The sequence below is a fragment of the Persicobacter sp. CCB-QB2 genome, assembly GCF_001274635.1.
Lineage (GTDB): Bacteria > Bacteroidota > Bacteroidia > Cytophagales > Cyclobacteriaceae > Persicobacter > Persicobacter diffluens.
This window is the reverse complement of sequence record NZ_LBGV01000001.1, coordinates 3,026,609-3,049,132: the sequence shown is the minus strand read 5'-3', so window position 1 is coordinate 3,049,132 and position 22,524 is coordinate 3,026,609. Positions and strand designations below refer to the sequence as shown.

Below are 22,524 nucleotides of genomic sequence, written 5' to 3'. Positions count from 1 at the left end.
TCTGCTTCCTTGGGAAAAACTGAAATAGGCAACTATTCCTTCATTTTTCCTGCCTTGCAGCTAAACGAGGATTTAAGCATGCGTAATTCGGGTTTAAATAATTACTTTGCATTTAAATTTATAACAGCATAATTCAGGTCTGAAAATATTTTTCAATCAATCATTACAGATGATGCGTATTCATAAATCATTCGGAAGTGTATTGGCCATTTTATTGATGGTAGCAGCTTTTGGCTGTGAATCTACTTCCTCCAAGAAAAAGAAAAAAGAGTATTTACCCGCTTCCCGTGGAGTGTTCGGTCAGATTTTACTGGTCATGGATTCCGCCTCCATGAAAGGCCCTATCGGAGATGCTCTTGATGAGGTGTTTTTAAGTCCTTATGCCGTGCTTCCACAGTCTGAGCCTAAATTCAAGATTTTACGAATTACACCGGAAGACTTTACGGCTTCCCTATTGTTTCAGGCCAATGTGGTTCGGGTATATTCTTCTGACAACCACTCTAAGTCAGCAGATTTAACCAAACAGGCGATGCCCAAAAGCATTTTGTCTAAATTGTCTTCGACGGATCCTTCAGATTATATGGCAGTCGCCAAAGACGTATACGCCCGTGGACAAGAGGTCATGTTCCTTTACGGAAATACACAAGAAGAATTGGCTGGGAAAATCATGATGCATGCTGATGTGATTCAACAGCATTTTAACGAAAGAGAGAAAAAACGAATTCGGACCGATATTTACTCTTCCAAAGAGTCTAAAGAATTGGGCAAACATATTCAGGATAAATTTGGAGTAAAATTGAGAATCCCCTTTGCTTATAAAAAGGCAGACGAAGGGCAACAGTTTATCTGGTTCCGTAACCCGGGACAGAAAATTGATAAGAGCTTTTTCTTAACAGAAACCCCATTTGTGAGTGAATCCCAATTGGAGCCGGATTCCATTATTGCTTTCCGTGATCGCGTCTGTAAAGAGTATGTATTGGGGAATGATGATCCGGATTCCTACATGCTGACCCAAACCATTTTGAAGCCTGAAACCAAGACCGTTGATTTTAATGGCAAATATGCCGTAGAAATTCGTGGGCTGTGGAGATTGAATGAAATCGCAATGGGTGGTCCGTATGTTGGGTATGCCATTGTGGATGAAGCGCAACAGAAACTATTTTATCTTGAGGGATTTGCTTACCGTCCGGGGGGAAATAAAAGAGAGTTAATCCGCGAACTGGAAGCCATTTTGTGGACATTCCAAACCTCTGACGAACTGCCGAAACAAAGTGCCGCGAAATAGGGAGCACAAACGCGCAATAACCAAACCCTCACTTGTCTGTTTTTTGGTAAACCGCTAAGGTTTAATGAAGGCAGGCATGAAATCATAAACAAACAAATACCATTTATATGTCGGAAAAATTAAAACGGGATGCGCTGGCTTACCACCAGCAGGGGCAACCCGGAAAGATTGAGGTGGTTCCTACCAAACCTATGAGTACGCAACTGGATTTGGCCTTGGCCTATTCTCCAGGAGTGGCGGAACCTTGTTTAGAGATTGAAAGAGACCGACGAAATTCTTACAAATACACCGCCAAGGGAAATTTGGTGGGCGTAATTTCAAACGGTACGGCCGTTTTAGGATTAGGGAATATTGGAGCAGAAGCCTCCAAGCCGGTGATGGAAGGAAAAGGCGTGCTTTTTAAGAAATTTGCCGGAATAGATGTTTTCGATATTGAAATTGATGAGGAAGATCCTGATAAATTTATTCAGATCGTAAAATCACTGGAACCCACTTTCGGCGGAGTTAACCTGGAAGATATCAAAGCACCGGAGAGTTTTAAGATTGAGCAGGAGCTGATCGAGCAAATGAACATTCCGGTGATGCACGATGATCAACACGGGACGGCCATCATTTCATCAGCGGCGCTTTTGAGTGCGCTGGAAATTGTTCAAAAGCCTATTGATCAGCTAAAAATCGTGGTGAACGGAGCGGGTGCTTCTGCCATTGCCTGTACGAAACTTTATGTTTCATTGGGTGCCAGGAAAGAAAATATCCTGATGCTGGATTCCCGTGGGGTTATTCGAAAAGACCGTGGTGAACTGGCGCCAAGTAAAGCACTTTTCGCTACTGATCGTACAGATGTCAGTACATTGGAAGAAGCGCTTGCTGGAGCAGATATGTTTCTGGGACTTTCCAAAGGAAATGTGCTTTCTCCGGAAGCCGTGAAATCGATGGCCAAGGACCCGATTGTTTTTGCTTTGGCGAATCCGGATCCGGAAATTCCCTATGAAACCGCGATGGCTTCCCGGGATGATATCATTATGGCAACAGGGCGTTCAGATCACCCCAACCAGGTAAATAACGTATTGGGATTCCCCTATATTTTCCGTGGGGCACTGGATGTGCAGGCGACCAAAATTAATGAAGCCATGAAATTGGCCGCTGTTCGTGCATTAGCCGAAATGGCCAAGGAAAATGTACCGGAAACGGTAAAGCAGGCATATAATGATCCGACCATTGCGTTTGGAAAAGAGTATTTGATCCCTAAGCCACTTGATCCAAGATTGATCAGCCGAATTTCACCAGCGGTGGCGAAAGCAGCGATTGAATCCGGAGTGGCCAAATCCAAGATTGATGATTGGGATGCTTATGTAGTAGAATTGGAAGAGCGTATCGGTATTCACCAGAGTCTCATTCGTCATTTGATTTCCACAGCCAAAAGGAATCCAAAACGTGTGGTATTGGTGGATGGAGAATCTTCTAAAATGCTGCAGGCAGCTTACAGTATCTTGCATGAAGGCATTGGGCACCCCATACTTTTGGGGAATGCAGAGGTGATCAAAAACCGAATTGAAGAGCTACAGCTGGATCTGGATGGTGTTGAGGTGATCAATCCGATGATCGAGAAGGCCAAACGGGAAGTTTTCGGACAGCTGATGTGGGAAAAACGTAAGCGAAAAGGCCTCACGATGAAGCAGTCCATTAAGCAGATGCGCAATCGGAATAATTTTGCTTCCATGATGGTGGAACACGGAGAGGCTGATGTGGTCGTTGGTGGAGTGACGCAGGATTATCCAAGTGCGCTGATTCCGAATCTTCGAATTATCGGAAAGCGAGCAGGCGTGGATCGTGTGGCTGGTCTTTACATTGTTTCCAGTAACAATAAGCCCTATTTCTTTGCAGATACCGCCGTGAACGTTAATCCAACCGCAAAGGAATTGGCGGAGATCATTAGCCTGACGGCAGAGCGTGTCCGTTCTTTCAATATTGAGCCAAGGATTGCCGTACTTTCCTATTCCAACTTCGGTTCCTCTCAGGGGGACGTCCCTACAAAAGTACAAGAGGCAGTGGAGCTGGCCAAACAGCAGCATCCGGACCTGATCATTGAAGGAGATATTCAGGCCAATGTAGCGGTTAATCCGGAATTGCAAAAAGAGATTTATCCTTTCAGTGCGCTGGGAGAGAAAGGAGCCAATACCCTGATTTTCCCTGACCTGGCCTCCGGCAATATTGCCTACAAGCTGTTAATGGAGATGGGAGGGACCGATGCGATTGGCCCGATCCTGATGGGCATGAACAAACCGGTACAGATATTACAAATGGGGGCTTCTGTACGCGAAATCGTACAACTGGCCGCTATTGGAGTGGTGGAAGCCCAAAAAGCGTAAAAGAAACAAAATTTATAAGGATACAAAAAGTCTGGCCCGGAGGTCGGACTTTTTTGTTTTACGGTTTTTCTGGCGCTTCATGAGCTTGCTACTTCTAGTTTTTGTTATAATTTTCAAGAATTGTCAGCAAATCAATTAGCTTTGTATTCACAATAAAGCCCGACGGATTTGCCGGGAATTGGAGGAAGCAAAAGCTGTTTGAATATGCCTATCGTTAAATCAGATTTTTTGGTATTAGGAAGTGGGATTGCAGGATTAAACTTTGCCTTAAATGTGGCCGATCATGGAAAAGTCCATATTGTAACGAAGTCGGAGCCTCAGGAATCCAACACTCGTTACGCACAGGGGGGAATAGCCGGGGTGTGGTCTGAAAATGATGATGAAGAACTTCACTATAAAGATACTTTGATTGCAGGTGCCGGATTATGTCATCCGGATGCGGTAAAAGTATTGGTAGAGGAAGGTCCTGATCGATTAAGGGATTTGATTGAACAAGGCTGTGAATTTGATAAAAATGCAGACGGCACTTACTCGCTGGCCAAAGAGGGTGGTCATTCCCGTCACCGGATCCTGCATAAGGCGGATTTGACAGGAGCAGAAATTGAGCGCGCCTTGTTAGCCAAAGTGAAAGCCCACCCGAATATTACCATCTTTGATCATCATATGGGGGTGGATTTAATCACTGAACACCATGTGCTGGGAAATTTACAGGCTGATTTTAATATCTGTTTCGGAGCCTATGTGCTCGATATTCAGGCCCGGCGTGTAATTCCTTTTCAGGCAGATTTTACCATGATTGCCACCGGAGGAGCATCTCAGGCTTACCAGCATACCACTAATCCGGAGGTGGCTACGGGTGATGGCCTGGCCATGGCCTATCGGGCCGGAGTGCGTATCGCGAATATGGAATTTGTACAGTTTCACCCTACCTGTTTGTATAACCCGGGAAAGAAACCCTTCCTGATTACAGAGGCCATGCGTGGCCATGGAGGGCAGCTGCGAAATGCCAAAGGAGAACGTTTCATGGAGAAATATGACGAGCGTTTAGAGTTGGCACCTCGTGATATTGTAGCCCGGGCCATTGATACGGAAATGAAGAACCTGCGCTCCAACTGTGTTTACCTGGACCTCACTCATATTGGTGGAGAAGAGCTTTCTAAACGTTTTCCAAATATTTACCGCCATTGTAAGGCCGAGTTGGGTCTGGATATTGGTAAGGATTATATTCCGGTAACCCCTGCCGCCCACTACGTTTGTGGTGGAATAATGACCAATTTGAATGGTTTGACGTCCATGCAAAATCTGTATGCCGGAGGAGAATCAGCCCATACCGGTATTCACGGGGGGAATCGCTTGGCATCGAATTCCCTGTTGGAAGCTTTGGTGTTTACGCATCGGGCGGCGGAGAAAATCATTTCCAAGCGCCTTAAAAATCGACGTAACTTTTCCCATATCGTTATTCCTTCCTGGGATGATTCCGGAGCCAAGAATAAGGAAGAATGGTATCTGGTGCGAAATAACCTGACCCAGATTAAGGACGTGATGTGGGATTATGTGGGAATTGTCCGGTCGAAAATTCGCCTGACCAGTGCTTACAAACGCATGAAAGTCTTTAATAAAGAAATTGAAGACTATTATAAGAAAACAAGGATTTCTCCGGAATTACTGGAATTGAGAAATTGTGGCGCCATCGCCGATATGATCATCCAGTCAGCCTTACGTCGAAATGAAAGCCGGGGAGCCCACTTTATGAGCGATTATCCGGAGAGCCTGGAGCAGTATAAAAAAAATACGATTATCGTTGGTAAGATTTAATCCGAATTATACCTGCCTAATACCATGTTTAACTTATGGGCGGGAAAAATGAAGAGGTTTTCCTTAAGGAAACAGCGGAGTGAGGTGAAAGCTGGCTCACCCTTGGGTTAATAAAAAATCAAAAATAAAGGCTTAAATGTACTGAAAATAGACCTCTTGACTATATATGTGAAATTTGGAGGCGTGTATTTCGGTTTAAATGTCTTTTGGTTTTAGTTCTTCCAAAGCGGCTTTTGTACCACAATGTGGACAAAATAAAGCCGGTTTCTGAATGATTTGAAAATCTCCAATACTCCACCACGACCCACATTGAGCACAGCGGAAATGGTATAAAATTTCTTTACTATATTGGTGCTTATTTTTTTGACTCATATTGACCGTATTTTTCCTGCTTATGAATGAGTTGTATTTTATTGTAACACCTTAAGTTGGGAAAATAGATTTGAAAAAACATGCTGAAGAGAATGATATTATTCTGGGCGATTATGCTTGGAATGCTTTATGTGGCGCATGCCCAAAAAGTAGGTGATAAATTTAAGGGAGAGATCTCTTACTATGCAGATAAGTTCAATGGTCGCTCTACAGCCAGTGGAGAGAAATTTTCCAATAAAGCTTATACTTGCGCGCACCGAACCCTTCCTTTTGGAACTAAGGTGAGGGTAACCAACACTTACAATGGGAAAACCGTGGAGGTGAAAGTTACCGACCGCGGGCCTTTTTCTAAGGGAAGAGTATTGGATCTGACTAAACAGGCGATGAAGGATCTTGGAGGAGTAGAGGCCGGACTGATCAAGGGAGTTGTAGAAGTGATTGCCCTGCCGGTAGAATATGGGGGAGATAAGCCCGCTCCGGCATCAAAAAAAACGGAGCCTACAGCCCAGCAAAAGCCTAAAAAGGCTCCTTCCGCGCCAGTGGCTGTGGAGGAAGTTGTTGCTCCCGCGGTTATTGAGGTTTTTGAAATTGAAGCGAAAAGTATGCAACTGGAGGGCGGTTTTGTCGTCCAGTTGGGTTCTTTCAATTCTTACGAAAATATGTTGGCTAATCTGGATAAAATCATGGGCTTGGGCAAAAGTCGGGTACAGGTGGTCGCACAAAAAAAAGAGACTATTTTTCGGGTATTGTTGGGGCATTATCCGGATCGGGCTTTCGCTGAGGCAGATCTCCCCAGGGTTCGAAAAGTTAATAAAGATGCTTTTGTGGTGCCGGTAGACCGCTTGCTTTAACTTGAATTTTCACCGCTAAATTTATTGGTCTAACCCAAGGTGCTTATTGCTAATTAATTACAAGTATTTTTTTTGGTTTTTTATCACCCCAAATTTGGGTGAGCTTGCTTCCTTCCTATTCCTTTGTTTCATGGGAAAAAACTCGAGATAGCGGACTTTTCCTTCATTTTTTCCGTCTGGCAGCTAAACGAGGATTTAAGCATGCATCATTCGGATTAAAAAAGAAAAACCGACTCGAAAGCCGGTTTTAATTTTATTTTTTATGTCCCAGAGGTAAAAGCTCCTTTCCGTAAATTTCATTCAGAATCTGCGCCAGCGCATCATACATGGCCATGGCTCCGCAGAATATACCGACAATTCCGGCGAAATTGGTAATCGCATGGTTGTCCAGAAAGTCTCCGGTGGCTAATAGGAAGAAAAGGGCCGCCAGTGATCCGAAGATGACTTGAGATACCCGGTTACTTTTTAATGTTCCTACAAACATTCCGGAGGTGAAAATTCCCCAGATCAATAAGTACCAGCCCATGGCTTGTTTGCTGGCAGCTTCTACATTCAGGTCAGCCTGAGGGAGAATCCAAATGGCTACCAAGGATAACCAAAAGAAGCCGTAAGCAGTAAAGGCTGTTGCGCCAAAGGTGTTGTTCTTTTTGGATTCCTGAATTCCTGCCACTACCTGTGCCAGTCCTCCCACAAAAATACCCATCCCCATGATGGCGGAGTTTACTCCAAAAAGACCGGCATTGTGCAGGTTCAATAAGATGGTGGTCATGCCAAATCCCAAAAGTCCAAGCGGAGCAGGATTGGCCGTAGTGTCCTTTACAGCGACAATGTCTAAGTTTTGCATTTTAGTTTGAAATGATAAAATAAATGGTCGATTTCCTAAATAATGATCTTTATCAGGAAATTCGGCTGCGAAAATAGAGGTTTAATTTTGATACCACAAGAGCCGTGGTAATTCTTGCGAAAGTAGTGGATTAATCCTTTTTTTACTTGTGTAACAAAAGTCATAGAAGGCCTGCATAAATAGCCTTTCATTTGTAATCAGAATCGCGGAGCAATGCTTTCAGGTTCAATTCTTTAGTAAATAATGTTGCAAAAACACGAATCCAAAGTTTGCCCGAGATGTGGCAACAAATTTGAATGTAAAGTTGGAAATATCGCCGAATGCCAATGCAGTGCGGTAACTTTTTCTCCGGAGGAGAAAGAATTTATCAAAGCCAAGGCTTTTTCGGATTGTATTTGCGTGCATTGTATGCGGGAATTGAAGCAGGAATTTTTCGAGCAACAGCGAAGCGTGCAAATGAAACAAATTAAGCAAAGATAAAATCCCCGGGAGGGGCGCAGGTTTTTATGAACAAGCAAGAAACAATCATCATCGTTGGAGGTCTTTCAGCAGGACCATCCGCTGCAGCCAAAGCAAGAAGAATGAACGAGAATGCTCGTATTCTTCTTTTCGAAAAAACCGATTACATCAGTTATGCCACTTGTGGTATTCCTTATACTTTTTCGAATACCATCCAGAGCAGAGAAAAGTTGTTGGTGGTAAAACCCAATCTATTGGAAAACAGGTTTGGTGTGGAGATGCATTTGAATGAGCCGGTGATGGACATTCTGCCTGATCAGCATCAGGTTATTACATCAGCGGGTACTTATGCGTATGATAAATTGATTTTTGCCACTGGTGCCCGTGCTTTTGTACCGGAAATCAAAAATTTGGAGCTAACGCAGGATTGGTCGAACGTCCGTTCCATGGCTGATTTTGATAAAGTTTACAACGGACTTGATGCCATGAATGATATCGTGGTATTGGGAGCCGGACTGATCGGGATTGAAGCTGCCGAAAATCTGGCCAAAGCCGGCAAGAAAGTAACAGTAGTGGAATTAGCACCTTCCGTACTGGCTGCCTGGGATGCTAAATTTGGGTATTTTGCGGAACAAGCCTTGAATGAAGGAGGGGTTGACGTGATTACCGGTGAAGGAATTTCAGAGGTGGTTGTCGAAGAGGGCAAATTGAAAGCCGTGATTGTGGGAGATCGTACTATTCCTGCAGATTACCTGATGACTGCCGTAGGTGGACGTCCTAACACTGAAATGTTAAAAGATAAAGGAGCGGAAACGTTGTCCAATGGTGCTTTGGTGGTTAATGATAAGATGGAGACCTCTTTGGCGGATATTTATGCGGCCGGAGACAATGTGTCGATTAAAAACCTGATCAACGGCGAGGCTGGTTATTTCCCTATGGGTACGCACTCCAATAAAGGTGGACGTGTGGCGGGTGCCAATGCTGTCGGTGGAAATGAGCGTTTTCCCGGGGCTTATGGTACAGCGATCGTGAAAGTATTTGATTATACTTTAGCGCGTACAGGCTTTAATGAGCGTGCATTGAAGATGAGGGAGATTCCTTACCAAAGTACTTTAATCATTGCCGGAGCGACTCCCGGATTTTATCCTAATCCAAAGGATTTGATCGTGGAGATTTATTATGATCCAACTACAGGTACTTTATTAGGAGCAGAAGTTTTTGGGGAAAAAGGAGCAGATAAACGTATTGATGTTTTGTCTACCGCCATTTATGCGAAGCTAACAGTACATGATTTGCCTAATCTGGATTTGGCTTACGCCCCTCCATTCTCTCCGGCAAAAGATCCGGTGATTGTAGCAGGATATACGGCTTCCAATACCCTGAAATTTGTTCATGAGGAAATCAGCCCAAGAAATCTGACCACCTTCCAGAAGGAAACGCCTTCAGAAGATTACCAGTTGGTGGATGTGCGTAATCCGCAGGAATTGGCCAATCAGGGTCAGGTACCGGGTGCGATCAATATTCCGTTGGATCAATTGAGAGAAAGAATAAATGAGCTGGATCCTGCCAAGCAACAGGTGATTTATTGCCAGAAGGGATTGAGGGGCTATTTGGCTTCTATGATCCTGGTGAACTCCGGATTCACGAAAGTGAAAAATGTTCAGGGAGGATTTTTCTTATATAAAAAATCAGGCTATGAGGTCGTTCCTCAGGCTGTAAATGCTTAAGCATTGATTTATCCTTAAAAAACGGAAGGGTCTGTACTGAATTTAGTACAGACCCTTTATTTTTCACCAGAAACCGGTTTTTTCTTCTTTTCCATTAATTCATCCGAGATGTCCAGTATCGCTGGGTAGACCCCCACTTGGGAGTCATTCTGTATCCAAATGAGTACAATCTCTTTTTGGGGCAAAATACCCCCAAATCCGGAGAAGCCGAAGGTTTGCCCGCCATGTCCATATAGATCCATTAAATGCATAATGCCCATTCCATAACTGCCCAAAGGCCCAATATCTGCAAAATGAGCGGTCCGCAATAAGTTGGTGGTTTCCGGGTATTTGAAGAACTCTCCTCCCCACCATTTCCGGATAAAAACCGCCATATCCGGCAAAGTACTGACCATTTCCCCACTCGCTCCGGCTAATGAAAAGGCCATATTGATTTTTTTGCCATCAAAATAACCCTGCATTTTTTTAGACAATTCTTCTTTATTCATTCTTGTACCAAATTTGGTGCGCTGCAGATTGGCTGGGTCTAAAATATGCTCCTGAATGTAATCCTGCCATGGTTTCCCACTCACGGTTTCGATAAGAATGCCTAAGGCCAGATAAGCCGTATTGCTGTAATGCCATTTTTTATTTGGAGGCCCATAACTTCCTTCAATATTGGAGTTTCGAATAAGCTCTCGTGGTTTAAAACGTACTTTCCCCTCATAGCCATATTTATCAACTGTAGCCTGATCGGTACCGTCGTCCAGGTAATCAAATATGCCGGCAGTGTGGTTAAGCATGTTCAATATGGAAATGGAATCACTCCAATTTTTTTTCTTCCATCGATTTAAATTTTTAGCCCAGGGCTCCTGTATATAAGAGGTAAAGGGTTTGTAGATGTTCAACAGGCTATCCTCATGTAATTGCAAAATAGCCGTTGCGATAAACATCTTGGTCATCGAACCAATTTCCACATAATAATTCCCTAAAGCCGGAACATTTTGTTCTTTATTGGCAAGGCCGGCAACGGCCATCCATTGCCGACCATTGGGAAAGTCTATTAGGCATAGGGTTCCCGTTTGATGATGCGATTCGGAAGAGACCAAAACCCGCTCATTGAGCCATTCCGGTGCGTGCTCCGTTTGGGGGAAAGCAGGCTGAGGGCATAAAAGAAGAGAAAGAAGAAGTAAGGTAAGTTTTCGGACCATAAGACGTTCTTTTTAAAAGTAACGTAAGGAGGCCGTCATCTGGATTAATCTATAGGGATAAATATAAATAATTCTATATTGCGTATTATCTCTTAGGGGGAAAAGGGCATTTCCCATTATTCTAGTTTTCATTTGAAAATATTATATGATCAATCAAATAGAAATTGAGCAGGTCAATAAACGATTTGCAGATCATCAGGCACTGACGGACCTTAGTCTGACGGTTCCTAAAGGAAGTATTTTTGGATTACTCGGGCCAAATGGTGCGGGGAAGTCCACTTTGATCAGGATTATCAATCAAATCATATTTGCGGACTCAGGAACCATCCGCTTCAATCAGCAGGAATTACAACCGGATCATATTCGAAGAATTGGTTATCTGCCGGAGGAGCGGGGATTGTACAAAAAGATGAAAGTTGGCGAACAGTTGTTGTACCTGGCCCGACTGAAGGGACTTTCCAAAAGAGATGCCATCCAAAAGATTCGAATTTGGTTTGATAAATTCGAGATTGCAGACTGGTCCAATAAAAAGGTGGAAGACCTTTCCAAGGGCATGGCGCAAAAGGTGCAGTTTATTTCAACGGTCATGCATGAGCCTGAATTCCTGATTTTGGATGAGCCCTTTTCCGGTTTTGATCCTGTGAATGCCAATTTGATCCGTGATGAAATTCTTGCGCTTCGGGATAAAGGATGTACGGTCATGCTTTCAACTCACCGGATGGAATCCGTGGAGGAATTGTGCGATAATATTGCATTGATCAATAAGTCCGAAAAAGTACTGGAAGGGAAAAAGCGGGATATCAAAATGGACCACAAGGCCAATAAATATCAGATTGTGACAGATGCCATGATCGACCCGGCCATTATTCCTTTCGAATTGATTAATTCCCATCAGGAGGACTATGGGCATTTCAACATGACTTTTCAATTGGCCGAAGGTGAAAATTCCAATGATTTACTGTCTGCGGTATTTCAGCAGGGACATGTAGTCCATTTTGAGGAATTAATTCCTTCAATGAGTGAAATTTTTATACAACATGTCTCCAAAGTGGAGGGTCCTGCCTCCTCTGAAATTATAAGTTCTTGATGATGGAAAAAATTTGGCTAGTTATACAGCGGGAATATATGACCCGGGTGCGGAAAAAATCTTTTGTGGTCATGACGCTGCTGGGTCCACTCCTTTTTGTGGCGATGTGGGCGGTGCCGATCTGGCTGGCAGAAAAGGGACCTGAAACCAAAAAGGTGGAAGTGGTGGATTATTCCGGCTTGTTTTCCGATGCTTTTGAAAGTAATTCGGAGGTGGAATTTCATTATGTGGATGAAAGCCTGGAGGATGCGAAGGAATATCTGGAATCGGGGATTTATGATGGTTTGTTATTAATCCCGAATGTGGATTTAAAAGAAAAAACCAATCTGGTTTATTTCTCGGAAGCTAATCCGGGGATGGCGATTAAGTCAGAAATCCGGAAGGTAATTGCTGAAAAAATTCAAGAGGAAAAATTAAAGGCCGCCGGTCTGTCAAAGGAGTGGTTAAACACCATTAAACCCGAGGTTGGCATTCGCACAGTGAATATCAATGAAAACGGCGATGAGGCAGAGAGCCATGCGGAGGTGGCTTCGGTGATTGGTTATTTGGCGGCATTCCTAATTTATTTCTTCATTTTCCTTTATGGTACCCAGGTAATGCGTGGGGTGATTGAGGAGAAGTCGAACAGAATAGTGGAGGTAATTATTTCCTCTGTTCGTCCCTTTCAATTGATGGTGGGGAAAATTGTTGGTGTAGCGAGCGTGGTGCTGACTCAATTTATCATTTGGGTAGGACTGTCCCTTGTGCTTAGTCTGGTGATTGGAGCGATTACCGGTGTATATTTAAGTCCCTCTCCTGCCGCTCCGATGGATCCGCAGATGGAGGCGATGGCAGCCGAAGGCTTGCCGAAAATTACGGCAGCACTGGCCTCCATGGATTTCGTGACCATCGGAGTGTCTTTTGTCTTTTACTTTTTGGGAGGCTATCTGATGTATGCCGCTTTATTTGCTGCGGTAGGGGCTACTGTGGATCAGGATGGGGACTATCAGCAATTCATGATTCCGCTGAGTATGCCCTTGCTATTCGCGATCATTTCTCTGGCGGTGATATTGCAGGATCCACATGGTAACTTTGCTTTTTGGATGTCGATGTTTCCTTTTACTTCTCCGGTAATTATGATGATGCGCGTGCCTTTTGGAGTTCCTCTTTGGCAGTTATTATTGTCGATGACATTCCTTGCGGCTGGTTTTACTTTCACCACCTGGCTGGCAGCCAGAATTTACCGAATTGGCATTTTAATGAATGGTGCCAAGGTGAATTACCGGGTGCTTTGGAAATGGGTTCGGATGAGGTATTGAGTTTAAGTGATTGTTTTAAAGAACAATATAATTGATGATACGTATTAATAATAGTAAATTGTACGTATAATTTCATATAAGATGACGGATAAGCAGTTAACCCTGAAGCTCAATTCAACCACCATTGATAAGGCCAAGGCATATGCGCAGCGGCAGCAGACAAGTATTTCTAAATTATTGGAGAATTATTTAGAAACGATTATGCAGGAGGAAGAGGCACCGGAGGAGGTTTCCCCTCTTGTTTCCCAAATCGTAGGAAAGGGGAATAAAGTAGCAGATGAGGTGGATTTCAAAAAAGACTATCGGACGCATTTAGACCAAAAGTATGGATAGGATTTTTTTGGATACGAATGTGGTATTGGATCTGCTTTTAAAAAGGAAGGAATTCTTAACGGATGCAATTCGCCTATTTACCTTAATTGAATACAAAAAAATTGAAGCAGTGGTGTGTCCCGTGACCTATACCACTGCTTCTTATTTTTTGAGCCGGGAGAAATACCAAAATCAGGATGAGCTTTTTACCTGGTTAAACATTCTGTTAAAAACTGCCGTGGTGGATGGGGAGATTATTCAGAAAGCCCTGCATTCTAAATTCCGGGATTTCGAAGACTCTGTGCAGCATCAATGCGCCATTAATGAAGGCTGTAAGGTGATTATTACACGAAACAGGAAAGAATTTCAGCATGCGCTGTTGCCGGTAATGTTGCCGAAAGAGTATCTGGCCAGCCTTGAAAAGTAAGTCTAATTATTTATGCTAATCATGGATTAAAAACGATTGGAGCATGAATCAAGGTTAATGACCAAAAATACGAAATCCTTCAAAATAAAAAAGCCGCTGAATATCAGCGGCTCCTTCTATGAACTATTGTTAGCCCGAATTATTCACCGCTAGACTTAGTGAGTTGCTGTAAATGTCTATTCTTCAGGTTTTTTTGGTTAGTTTTGTCGAATTATCAATAGCTCAAATTTGGGTATGCTTGCTTTCTCCTCATTCATCTGCTTCGTTGGGAAAAACTCGAAATAGGAAACTATTCCTTCATTTTTCCCGCCTTGCAGTTAAACGAGGATTTAAGCATGAATAATCCGGGTTAGAAGAATTCTCTCATTCTTTCAAAGAATCCTTTTTCCTTTTTCGCTGGATCCGGCTTGAAGTTGTCTGCCTCTCTTAGTTTCTCCAGGATTTCCTTCTCCTCTTTAGAAAGCGTTTGAGGCGTCCATACATTCACGTGGATTAACTGATCACCGGTTTGGTAACCATTGATGTCCTTAATTCCTTTTCCTCTCAAGCGAAGAATTTTACCGGATTGTGTACCCGCATCGATGCGGATTTTTACCTTACCATCAATAGTCGGTACTTCTACATGCGTTCCAAGTGCTGCATCGGCAAAGTTGATGTATAATTCATATACCACATTATTGCCTTCGCGCTTCAATTCCTCATGCGCTACTTCTTCAATCACGATCAGCAAATCACCCGGGATTCCGCCACCTTTAGGGGCATTTCCTTTTCCGGACATGGACAGTTGCATGCCCTCAGAAACACCGGCAGGAATCTTTACGGAGATTACCTCTTCCTTGGTTTTCACACCGGAACCATGGCAGCTGTCACAGTGCTGATCTACCATCTGACCGGCGCCATTACAGCTCGGACAGGTAGAGGCAGAGCGCATTTGCCCCAACATGGTATTCACTACCTTCTGCACCTGACCCGTACCATGACAGGTAGGACAAGTACGCAAAGAATTACCATTTTTGGATCCGTTACCACCACAGCTTTCACAGGAATCCTGACGCTTCACTTTGATTTTCTTCTCCACGCCATGCGCCATTTCTTCCAAAGTAAGCTTTAACTTAATGCGAAGATTGGTACCCTGACGCTGACGAGGACGACGGCCACCGCCACCACCTCCGAAAAAGCTGTCGAAAGGACTGCCCCCTCCCCCACCGAAGATATCTCCGAACTGAGAGAAGATGTCATCCATATTCATGCCGCCACCGCCAAAACCGCCGGCGCCGCCCATGCCTGCATGGCCAAACTGATCATATTGCTGACGCTTTTGAGCATCACTCAATACTTCATACGCTTCCGCAGCCTCTTTAAAACGCTCTTCTGCTTCCGGATTGTCGGGGTTTTTATCCGGGTGATATTTGATCGCTACCTTACGGTAAGCTTTCTTAATCTCCGCTTCAGAAGCCCCTTTTTGTAGTCCTAAAACCTCGTAGTAATCTCTTTTGGCCATGTTAATATGGATTAAAAACTATATGGCTTGAAGGGGAGCGCAAACTCCCCCGCTGCTTGTTTCTTCTTTGTTAAAAATTATTTTGCGCCTACCACCACTTTGGCAAAACGAATCACTTTTTCATTCAATTTGTAGCCTTTTTCCACTACATCGAATACTTTTCCTTTCAGATCCTCTTCAGGAACCGGGATTTCGGTGATTGCATCGTGCATGTCAGTGTCAAAATCGTCTCCTTTTTCGGTCTCCAAAGCCTTAAGTCCGAATTTCTCCAATACGGTCTTAAAGTTTTTGAAGATCAATTCAGAACCTTCATGTACAGCTTTTGCGTCCATGTCTTCTTTGAAATTGGCATTGGCACGGTCAAAGTTATCCACTACGGAAAGTAATTCTTTGATCAAACGCTCGTTGGCGCTTTCCACCAATTCCAATTTCTCTTTGGAGGTACGACGACGGTAATTTTCAAATTCAGAGTACAAACGCAGGTATTTGTCCTTATGCTCCTGTACTTCTGCTTTTAATTTATCTTCTTCAGAAACCGCCTCTTCAGTGTTAGCCTCAGCAGCGTTTTCTTCTGTATTTTCAGTATTCTCAGCCGTTTCTTCAGCTTGTTGCTCGTTTACAGCCTCTTCTTGCAAGTTTTTTTCCTCTTCGTTTACGGTATGCTCTGCCATTGCAAAAAATGGTTTAAAGTTCAAATTTGATTTCCTCAATGATTTTGCCAATCCTTAAAATGTGTCATTATGTCCATTTTGACTGACAATTTTGCCAAATTATCGGCTATTATTCGGCCACCGGATTCAATCCTTGCCAGATAGCGTCTTTTAATTTGTCCAGATTGGTTTGAGTAATGGAGGAAATAAAAAGGCTTTCCACTCCTTCAGGAAGTTCAGCTTTGAATTCTTCCATCATTTCCTCATCCAGCATATCACTCTTGGTAATGGCCAAAATATGGTGTTTGTCCAAAAGCTCCGGATTGTATCGCTCCAATTCTCCTCTCAGGATCTGATATTCTTTTTGAACATCTTCAGTATCGGCTGGAATCATGAACAGCAACATGGAGTTTCGCTCAATATGGCGCAGGAATCGTAATCCCAAACCTTTTCCTTCCGCTGCTCCTTCAATAATTCCCGGGATATCCGCCATTACGAAAGAGCGGTTGTCAAAGTAAGACACCACTCCAAGGTTGGGCACCAAAGTCGTGAAAGGATAATCCGCAATTTCTGGTCGGGCGGCAGAAATACTGGACAATAAAGTGGATTTTCCGGCATTCGGAAATCCTACCAATCCCACATCAGCCAAAAGTTTCAGTTCCAATACCAGCCACTCCTCCTGTCCTGGTTCTCCCGGTTGTGCGTATCGTGGTGTTTGGTTCACGGCGGTTTTGAAATTTTCATTTCCCAGGCCTCCGCGGCCACCAGGAGTAATGATCATTTCTTCTCCGTCCTCAGTGATCTCTGCGCGAATCTCATTGGTTTCGGCATCACGAATAATGGTGCCTAAAGGAACTTCTATGATCTCGTCGCGCCCCTGAGCACCGGAGGAACGCATTCCCCCACCGGACTCTCCGGCTCCGGCGATAACGTGCTTGCGGTATCTTAGGTGTAGCAGTGTCCATAGCTGGGCATTTCCACGAATAATAACGTGACCTCCGCGACCTCCATTTCCACCATCCGGTCCTCCTCGAGGGACGTGTTTTTCTCTACGAAAACTTACTGCCCCTGCACCGCCTTTGCCGGAACGGGAACATAATCGAACGTGATCGATAAAATTTGAAGCTGACATATATATGCAGTAATGTGTATTCTGATTTTAATTTCCACCCAATTGGCCGAAAGTTGTGCAAGTTATCAAATTTAATGGAGAATACTTTTTGACCAGGCCAAGGATCTCCACTAATTTTTAACCCGAATGATTCCCCGCTAAATTTTGTGACTCCCTTATAGTCGCTTATTTTCAGCTCGATAAGGTGGTGTTTGTTGATTTATTATTAGCCCAAATTGGGGCAAGCTTGCTTTCTCCTCATTCCTCTGCTTCGTTGGAAAAAACTCGAAACAGGAAAAATTTCTTCCTTTTTTCCGCCTTACAGCTAAAAGAGGCTTAAGCATGAATCATCCGGCTTAGGCATCAGCCTTTTAACCCGAATTATTCACCGTTAAGTTTATTAATCAGTCTTAAGCAATTTATTTTCAGTTTATTGTAATTTGTTTTCTTTAATTTATAATAACCCAAATTTGGGCAAACTTGCTTTCTCCTCATTCATCTGTTTCGTTGGAAAAAACTCGAAATAGGAAACTATTCCTTCATTTTTTCCGCCTTACAGCTAAACGAGGATTTAAGCATGAATCATCCGGGTTAACCGACAAAAACTGTTCCTTTTCATTTTTAGGTTCAGGAGAATAAAAAAACAGCCTTCCCCGCATTGGAGAAGGCTGTCTTTATTTGAAGGTGTTGACTTACAATTGCTCGATTGCAGCGCAAATATCACCGAAAATTCCATCAATAGTACCAACACCATTGATGGAAACAAATTTCCCCTGCTTTTCATAGAAATCAGCCACCGGAAGCGTTTCTTCTTTGTAAACGTTGATGCGGTTGTTGATTTTTTCAATGCTTTGGTCATCTGCACGGCCTGAAGATTTTCCGCGCTCTAGGATACGCGTTCTTAACTCTTCATCTTCCACTTCCAATGCGATCATACCTGAGATTGGCGTGTTTTTACCATTCATCAGCGTATCCAATGCTTCTGCTTGTGCTACTGTACGAGGGAAGCCGTCAAAGATAATTCCTTTTACCTCTCCAACTTCTTTCAAACGATCATCCACCATATCGATAACCACCTGATCCGGAACCAGGTTACCATTATCCATATAGCTTTTGGCCAATTTACCCAGCTCGGTACCTTCTCCTAAGTGCTTGCGGAACAAGTCACCTGTAGAGATGTGCAACAAACCGTATTTTTCGATCAATTTTTCTGACTGCGTTCCTTTACCGGCGCCTGGAGGGCCAAAAAGTACAATATTAAGCATTGTATAAAAATTTAAATTTAAGTATTGGTTATCTCCTCATGAAATTAAGACTACTATTGGACTTTTCTCATGAAAAAAATCAATTTATTTTATTCTGCTAGTTGGTAAACAGCAGGTAGATTTCTTCCGTAGCCATCATAATCCAATCCGTAACCTACTACGAATTTGTTCGGGATCTCAAAAGCGGCATATTTAATCGGCATATCTTTTTTGTAAGCCTCTGGCTTATACAATAAAGAAGCGATTTCTGCAGATTTAACGCCTTCTTCTTTTAATAATTTCATGATGTGTTCCAAGGTGTTGCCGGTATCAACGATGTCCTCAATAATGATTACCTCACGTCCGTTCAGATCATCCTGTAAACCTACCAATTGCTTTACCTCTCCGGTAGAGTTCATGCTCTCGTAAGAAGCCAATTTTAGGAATGAAATGGTAGATTTTAAATTTGTCAGACGGTACAGGTCGGCGGCAAACATGAACGAACCGTTCAAAATGGCCAAAAAGATAGGTTCTTTCCCTTCGTAGTCTTTGTTAATCTGATTTGCCAATTTCTCGATGCCCTGAGCCAATTGCTCCTCATCAATGAACATCTTGAACGCCTTGTCTTTTACAATCATCACCTTGAAATTTTTATAAAATAAAAAAGCCCTTAATATTCTCAAGGGCAGGCAAATATACCACCTTCAATTTATTATTGAAATGCCTTAGGCGGAAAATGATGAATTTTTTATCGATAAATTTTATATTTTTTTCAATCAATATGACTGTTAATCAGCCCGAAAGGTGTCTGTTTTTGCTGAAAATGAAGAAATAATATCTTGTTAATTGTAGGTTATGTAGTTTAAAGTTTTCTCCGGGGTGAAATATTGACATTGATTATTGATTTAGTTTAATTTATCTCATCTTGAAAAGATGCTATTTCGACCAGTTGAGTAAGAAGAGGATTTGGATATTATAGTGTATATTAGCGCTGGTATTATTTGAGACAAAATTAGGTGTTGTGAAAATATTCAGACTTAATGAAACGGCTTCGGTCGCCAATCACTTTCTGGCCGAATTAAGAGATGTAAATATTCAGGGAGATTCCATGCGCTTCAGAAGAAATATTGAACGCCTGGGAGAATTAATGGCCTATGAGGTATCCAAGGATTTACCTTATGTGACTAAAACAGTGACCACTCCACTGGGTACAGCGGATATTCCGGTATTGGAACAACAACCCATTATGATGACCGTTTTGAGAGCCGGTTTGCCTTTTTATAATGGTTTTATGAATATATTTGATAAAGCCTCCAGTGGATTTATCGGTGCTTTCAGAAAAGAGAATGCAGATGCTCCTGACGGCTTTGAAATAGAATTAGGCTATGCGGCTTATCCTGATTTGGAAGGTCAGGACCTGATCATTGTGGACCCGATGTTGGCTACTGGTCGTTCATTGGTAGATGCAATTGAAAAGGCCATTGGCAAAGGAACCCCTCGCTCGATTCATATCGTAGCGACGATTGCCGCTCCGGAGGGCATAGCTTATGTGGAGGAGAAAATGGGAGATCGTTGTACTTTGTGGTTATGCGCCGAGGATTCTCATTTGAATGAAAAGTCCTATATCATTCCCGGTTTGGGAGATGCAGGGGACTTAGCGTTTGGCTCAAAAGATTAGAAGGTATCTGAAAATTAAATAAAGAGAGCGAAAAATTTTCTTTTTTCGCTCTTTTTTTTTGGCGCAACCATCGTATTATTCTCATAATAACAGCTAAATTCGAAAAATAAGCGAATAGTCGCTCATTGTATTAGCAAAAATGGGATCTTTGGTTATTGATGGAGGTCTGTTGGGAATAGGTCTCCTCGTTTTGATTCTTGGAGGAAATTATCTGGTAAAAGGTGGGGCAGATTTAGCCTCCCGTTTCAAAATTTCTCCGATGGTGGTCGGGCTTACCGTAATTGCCTTTGGTACCTCGGTACCGGAATTGTTGGTTTCCTTACAAGCTACTTTTCGGGCTAGCCCGGATCTGGTGATAGGGAATGTAGTCGGTTCTAATATTTGCAATTTGGCTTTTATTTTAGGAGTGACCAGCTTGATAACACCTTTGCCGGTAAATCGAGAGACTCTTTTTCAGGACTGGCCGGTCACTTTTGGCGCTGCCTTAGTCCTGTTTTACTTGGTTCAGGATGGCGCTTTAAGTTTTTTTGATGGACTCTTATTGTTTTCGGCTTTGCTGATATTTGTATGGTTTCAAATTTGGCAATCGGAAAAAACGACTCATTTTCCAACCAAACAAGATGCTCCTGTGCCGGAAAATCCATCAGGGGCTTCGGTTTGGAGAGACATCGCTTTGATACTTCTTGGAGGATTGGGGCTTTATCTCGGGGCAGATTGGATGGTGCAGGGGGCTTGTAATATGGCGACTTCTTTTGGGGTGTCGGAGCGTATTATCGGCCTGACTGTTGTGGCGGTGGGGACAAGCCTGCCGGAATTAGTCACTTCCGTTATTGCCGCCAGAAAGCAACAAGCAGATATTGCTTTGGGCAATGTGCTGGGATCTAATATTTTTAATATTCTGGCCATTTTAGGGTTGACCTCCATGATTACCCCCATTTCGGTAGACTCTGCTTTCATTCAAAATGATTGCTACTGGATGCTCGGCCTGACCCTGCTTTTGCTTCCGATGATGGGCTTGAGTCGTAAAATCAGCAGGATGAGCGGGGCCTTATTACTGGGGCTTTATTTACTTTATAATTATTTATTAGTGCTTTGATGGAATATGGTGTTTTTTTGAATTGTGCTCAAGGAAAAGAACACCGGCGAATTTTTTCCATAAATAAAATGCTATATGTTCCGCCATATTTGGCATAATTAAAAGAATTTTACGCAGCAAGCGTACATTGAATGAGTTTATGATGGAATCCATGATTTTTGATATTGCCCGCTTGGTTTTGGGGCTACTTTTTTTAATTGGAGGAGGAAACTACCTGGTGAAAGGAGGCACGGAGCTGGCGCTTCGTTACAGAATTTCTCCTATGGTAGTCGGACTCACGGTTATTGCTTTTGGGACTTCAGCGCCCGAACTATTGGTGTCGGTGACCGCCGCCTTTCAGGGAAGCCCGGATTTAGCCATGGGCAATGTGGTGGGCTCCAATATATGTAATTTGGCCCTGGTACTGGGCACCACGGTGGTCATCACCCCTATCGTTGTTCAAAAAAGTACTTTGAAAGTGGATTGGCCGGCTACTTTTGGGGCTTCGGTCTTATTGGTTTTATTGGTGCAGGGAGGGGTTCTGACTGCGCTGGAAGGTGCGTTACTATTCGGTACGTTGATTATTTACCTTACTTATCAGGTGTGGAAATCCAAAAAGAATCCGCACATACCGGAGGAGGTTGCTGAGGTAATGGAAGCCGGAATCAAAGGAACCGTCTGGAAAGATATTTTATGGATGGCTCTTGGCGGTTTAGGGCTCTACTTCGGTTCGGACTGGTTTGTGGAGGGCGCTCAAAATATCGCCAAAGCTTTTTCCGTGCCGGAAAGAGTGATTGGTCTGACCGTGGTGGCACTGGGTACCAGCTTACCGGAATTAGCCACTTCGGTGATTGCCGCACGGAAAAATCAGGTGGATATGGCGTTGGGTAATTTATTAGGCTCCAATATTTTCAATATCCTGTCGATATTAGGTATTACGGCCATGATTTCTCCTATTTCTGTCAATGCGTCTTTTATTGACAATGATATGTACTGGATGCTGGGCGTGACGGCCATTATTTTCCCAATGATGTGGATTGGCAAAAAAGTGGGGAGAATCGATGGACTTATTTTACTGGCGGTCTATTTCCTTTACACTTATTTGGTATTGGCGAATTAGGAGTATTGGCAGCCATAGTTTTGATCTTGTAGGAATTTTAAGCTACTGATCAATTAATCAATTTTTGGCCGGAACATGTTATTTCGTTGGCCGTTCACACATTGTGATA

Annotated in this window: 20 protein-coding genes; 13 read left to right on the top strand and 7 right to left on the bottom strand. The window is 43.2% G+C overall.

Annotation, left to right across the window (positions count from 1 at the left end; translation table 11 throughout):
• Positions 1-169 precede the first annotated feature (169 nt).
• The 4 genes from NG22_RS13460 (at position 170) to NG22_RS17450 (ending at position 6,692) form a co-directional block, all read left to right on the top strand.
• On the top strand, positions 170-1,285 hold the full coding sequence (locus NG22_RS13460; protein ID WP_082305082.1) for a DUF4837 family protein: 1,116 nt from the start codon (positions 170-172) through the stop codon (positions 1,283-1,285).
• A 107-nt stretch (positions 1,286-1,392) separates the two neighbouring features.
• On the top strand, positions 1,393-3,654 hold the full coding sequence (locus NG22_RS13455; protein ID WP_053406200.1) for an NADP-dependent malic enzyme: 2,262 nt from the start codon (positions 1,393-1,395) through the stop codon (positions 3,652-3,654).
• 204 nt (positions 3,655-3,858) lie between these two features.
• The gene (gene nadB, locus NG22_RS13450; RefSeq protein ID WP_053406963.1) at positions 3,859-5,469 is read left to right on the top strand and encodes an L-aspartate oxidase; all 1,611 of its coding nucleotides are present in this window, start codon (positions 3,859-3,861) and stop codon (positions 5,467-5,469) included.
• Positions 5,470-5,921: 452 nt separating this feature from the next.
• On the top strand, positions 5,922-6,692 hold the full coding sequence (locus NG22_RS17450; RefSeq protein WP_072159090.1) for a septal ring lytic transglycosylase RlpA family protein: 771 nt from the start codon (positions 5,922-5,924) through the stop codon (positions 6,690-6,692).
• A gap of 253 nt (positions 6,693-6,945) precedes the next feature.
• On the opposite strand, the gene NG22_RS13440 is transcribed toward NG22_RS17450, so the two are convergent.
• Positions 6,946-7,536: a GPR1/FUN34/YaaH family transporter gene (locus NG22_RS13440; RefSeq protein ID WP_053406199.1), complete on the bottom strand. Its 591-nt coding sequence runs from the start codon at positions 7,534-7,536 to the stop codon at positions 6,946-6,948.
• Positions 7,537-7,779: 243 nt separating this feature from the next.
• Here NG22_RS13440 and NG22_RS18345 point away from each other — a divergent pair, with 243 nt between their 5' ends.
• Both NG22_RS18345 and NG22_RS13430 read left to right on the top strand, forming a co-directional pair.
• Entirely contained in the window at positions 7,780-8,016 is a 237-nt protein-coding gene (locus tag NG22_RS18345) for a cysteine-rich CWC family protein (RefSeq protein ID WP_060685184.1), read from the top strand.
• Between the two features lie 26 nt (positions 8,017-8,042).
• The gene (locus tag NG22_RS13430) at positions 8,043-9,722 is read left to right on the top strand and encodes an FAD-dependent oxidoreductase (protein WP_053406198.1); all 1,680 of its coding nucleotides are present in this window, start codon (positions 8,043-8,045) and stop codon (positions 9,720-9,722) included.
• A 56-nt stretch (positions 9,723-9,778) separates the two neighbouring features.
• Here NG22_RS13430 and NG22_RS13425 read toward each other — a convergent pair whose 3' ends face one another.
• Positions 9,779-10,912, bottom strand: coding sequence for a serine hydrolase (locus NG22_RS13425; protein WP_053406197.1), 1,134 nt, complete (start codon positions 10,910-10,912; stop codon positions 9,779-9,781).
• A gap of 145 nt (positions 10,913-11,057) precedes the next feature.
• Here NG22_RS13425 and NG22_RS13420 point away from each other — a divergent pair, with 145 nt between their 5' ends.
• The 4 genes from NG22_RS13420 (at position 11,058) to NG22_RS13405 (ending at position 14,036) form a co-directional block, all read left to right on the top strand.
• A complete protein-coding gene (locus NG22_RS13420; RefSeq protein WP_053406196.1) occupies positions 11,058-11,999 on the top strand; it encodes an ABC transporter ATP-binding protein in 942 nt (313 codons plus the stop codon).
• Positions 11,999-13,297 (top strand): ABC transporter permease, encoded by a 1,299-nt coding sequence (locus NG22_RS13415; RefSeq protein WP_253275695.1) that lies wholly within the window; start codon positions 11,999-12,001, stop codon positions 13,295-13,297. The genes NG22_RS13420 and NG22_RS13415 overlap by 1 nt, the downstream gene beginning before the upstream one ends.
• Before the next feature lie 81 nt (positions 13,298-13,378).
• Positions 13,379-13,630: a DUF6364 family protein gene (locus NG22_RS13410; protein ID WP_053406195.1), complete on the top strand. Its 252-nt coding sequence runs from the start codon at positions 13,379-13,381 to the stop codon at positions 13,628-13,630.
• On the top strand, positions 13,623-14,036 hold the full coding sequence (locus NG22_RS13405) for a PIN domain-containing protein (protein WP_053406194.1): 414 nt from the start codon (positions 13,623-13,625) through the stop codon (positions 14,034-14,036). The genes NG22_RS13410 and NG22_RS13405 overlap by 8 nt, the downstream gene beginning before the upstream one ends.
• Positions 14,037-14,385: 349 nt before the next feature.
• Here NG22_RS13405 and dnaJ read toward each other — a convergent pair whose 3' ends face one another.
• The 5 genes from dnaJ to hpt all read right to left on the bottom strand — a co-directional run bounded on the left by dnaJ (position 14,386) and on the right by hpt (position 19,180).
• The gene (gene dnaJ / locus NG22_RS13400) at positions 14,386-15,537 is read right to left on the bottom strand and encodes a molecular chaperone DnaJ (RefSeq protein ID WP_053406193.1); all 1,152 of its coding nucleotides are present in this window, start codon (positions 15,535-15,537) and stop codon (positions 14,386-14,388) included.
• 77 nt (positions 15,538-15,614) lie between these two features.
• Positions 15,615-16,208 carry a nucleotide exchange factor GrpE gene (locus NG22_RS13395; RefSeq protein WP_053406192.1) on the bottom strand — a complete coding sequence of 198 codons (594 nt, stop codon included), beginning with the start codon at positions 16,206-16,208 and terminating at the stop codon, positions 15,615-15,617.
• Positions 16,209-16,317: 109 nt separating this feature from the next.
• Positions 16,318-17,319, bottom strand: a complete 1,002-nt coding sequence (gene obgE, locus NG22_RS13390; protein WP_053406191.1) for a GTPase ObgE — start codon at positions 17,317-17,319, stop codon at positions 16,318-16,320.
• Positions 17,320-17,990: 671 nt separating this feature from the next.
• A complete protein-coding gene (locus NG22_RS13385) occupies positions 17,991-18,563 on the bottom strand; it encodes an adenylate kinase (protein WP_053406190.1) in 573 nt (190 codons plus the stop codon).
• A gap of 89 nt (positions 18,564-18,652) precedes the next feature.
• Complete coding sequence (hpt, locus tag NG22_RS13380; protein ID WP_053406189.1) at positions 18,653-19,180, bottom strand: hypoxanthine phosphoribosyltransferase; 528 nt, start codon at positions 19,178-19,180, stop codon at positions 18,653-18,655.
• A 383-nt stretch (positions 19,181-19,563) separates the two neighbouring features.
• Here hpt and upp point away from each other — a divergent pair, with 383 nt between their 5' ends.
• The 3 genes from upp to NG22_RS13365 all read left to right on the top strand — a co-directional run bounded on the left by upp (position 19,564) and on the right by NG22_RS13365 (position 22,415).
• The gene (upp, locus tag NG22_RS13375; RefSeq protein WP_082305081.1) at positions 19,564-20,220 is read left to right on the top strand and encodes a uracil phosphoribosyltransferase; all 657 of its coding nucleotides are present in this window, start codon (positions 19,564-19,566) and stop codon (positions 20,218-20,220) included.
• Positions 20,221-20,359: 139 nt separating this feature from the next.
• On the top strand, positions 20,360-21,316 hold the full coding sequence (locus tag NG22_RS13370) for a calcium/sodium antiporter (protein ID WP_053406188.1): 957 nt from the start codon (positions 20,360-20,362) through the stop codon (positions 21,314-21,316).
• Between the two features lie 139 nt (positions 21,317-21,455).
• Complete coding sequence (locus NG22_RS13365; protein ID WP_253275694.1) at positions 21,456-22,415, top strand: calcium/sodium antiporter; 960 nt, start codon at positions 21,456-21,458, stop codon at positions 22,413-22,415.
• Positions 22,416-22,524: the final 109 nt, after the last annotated feature.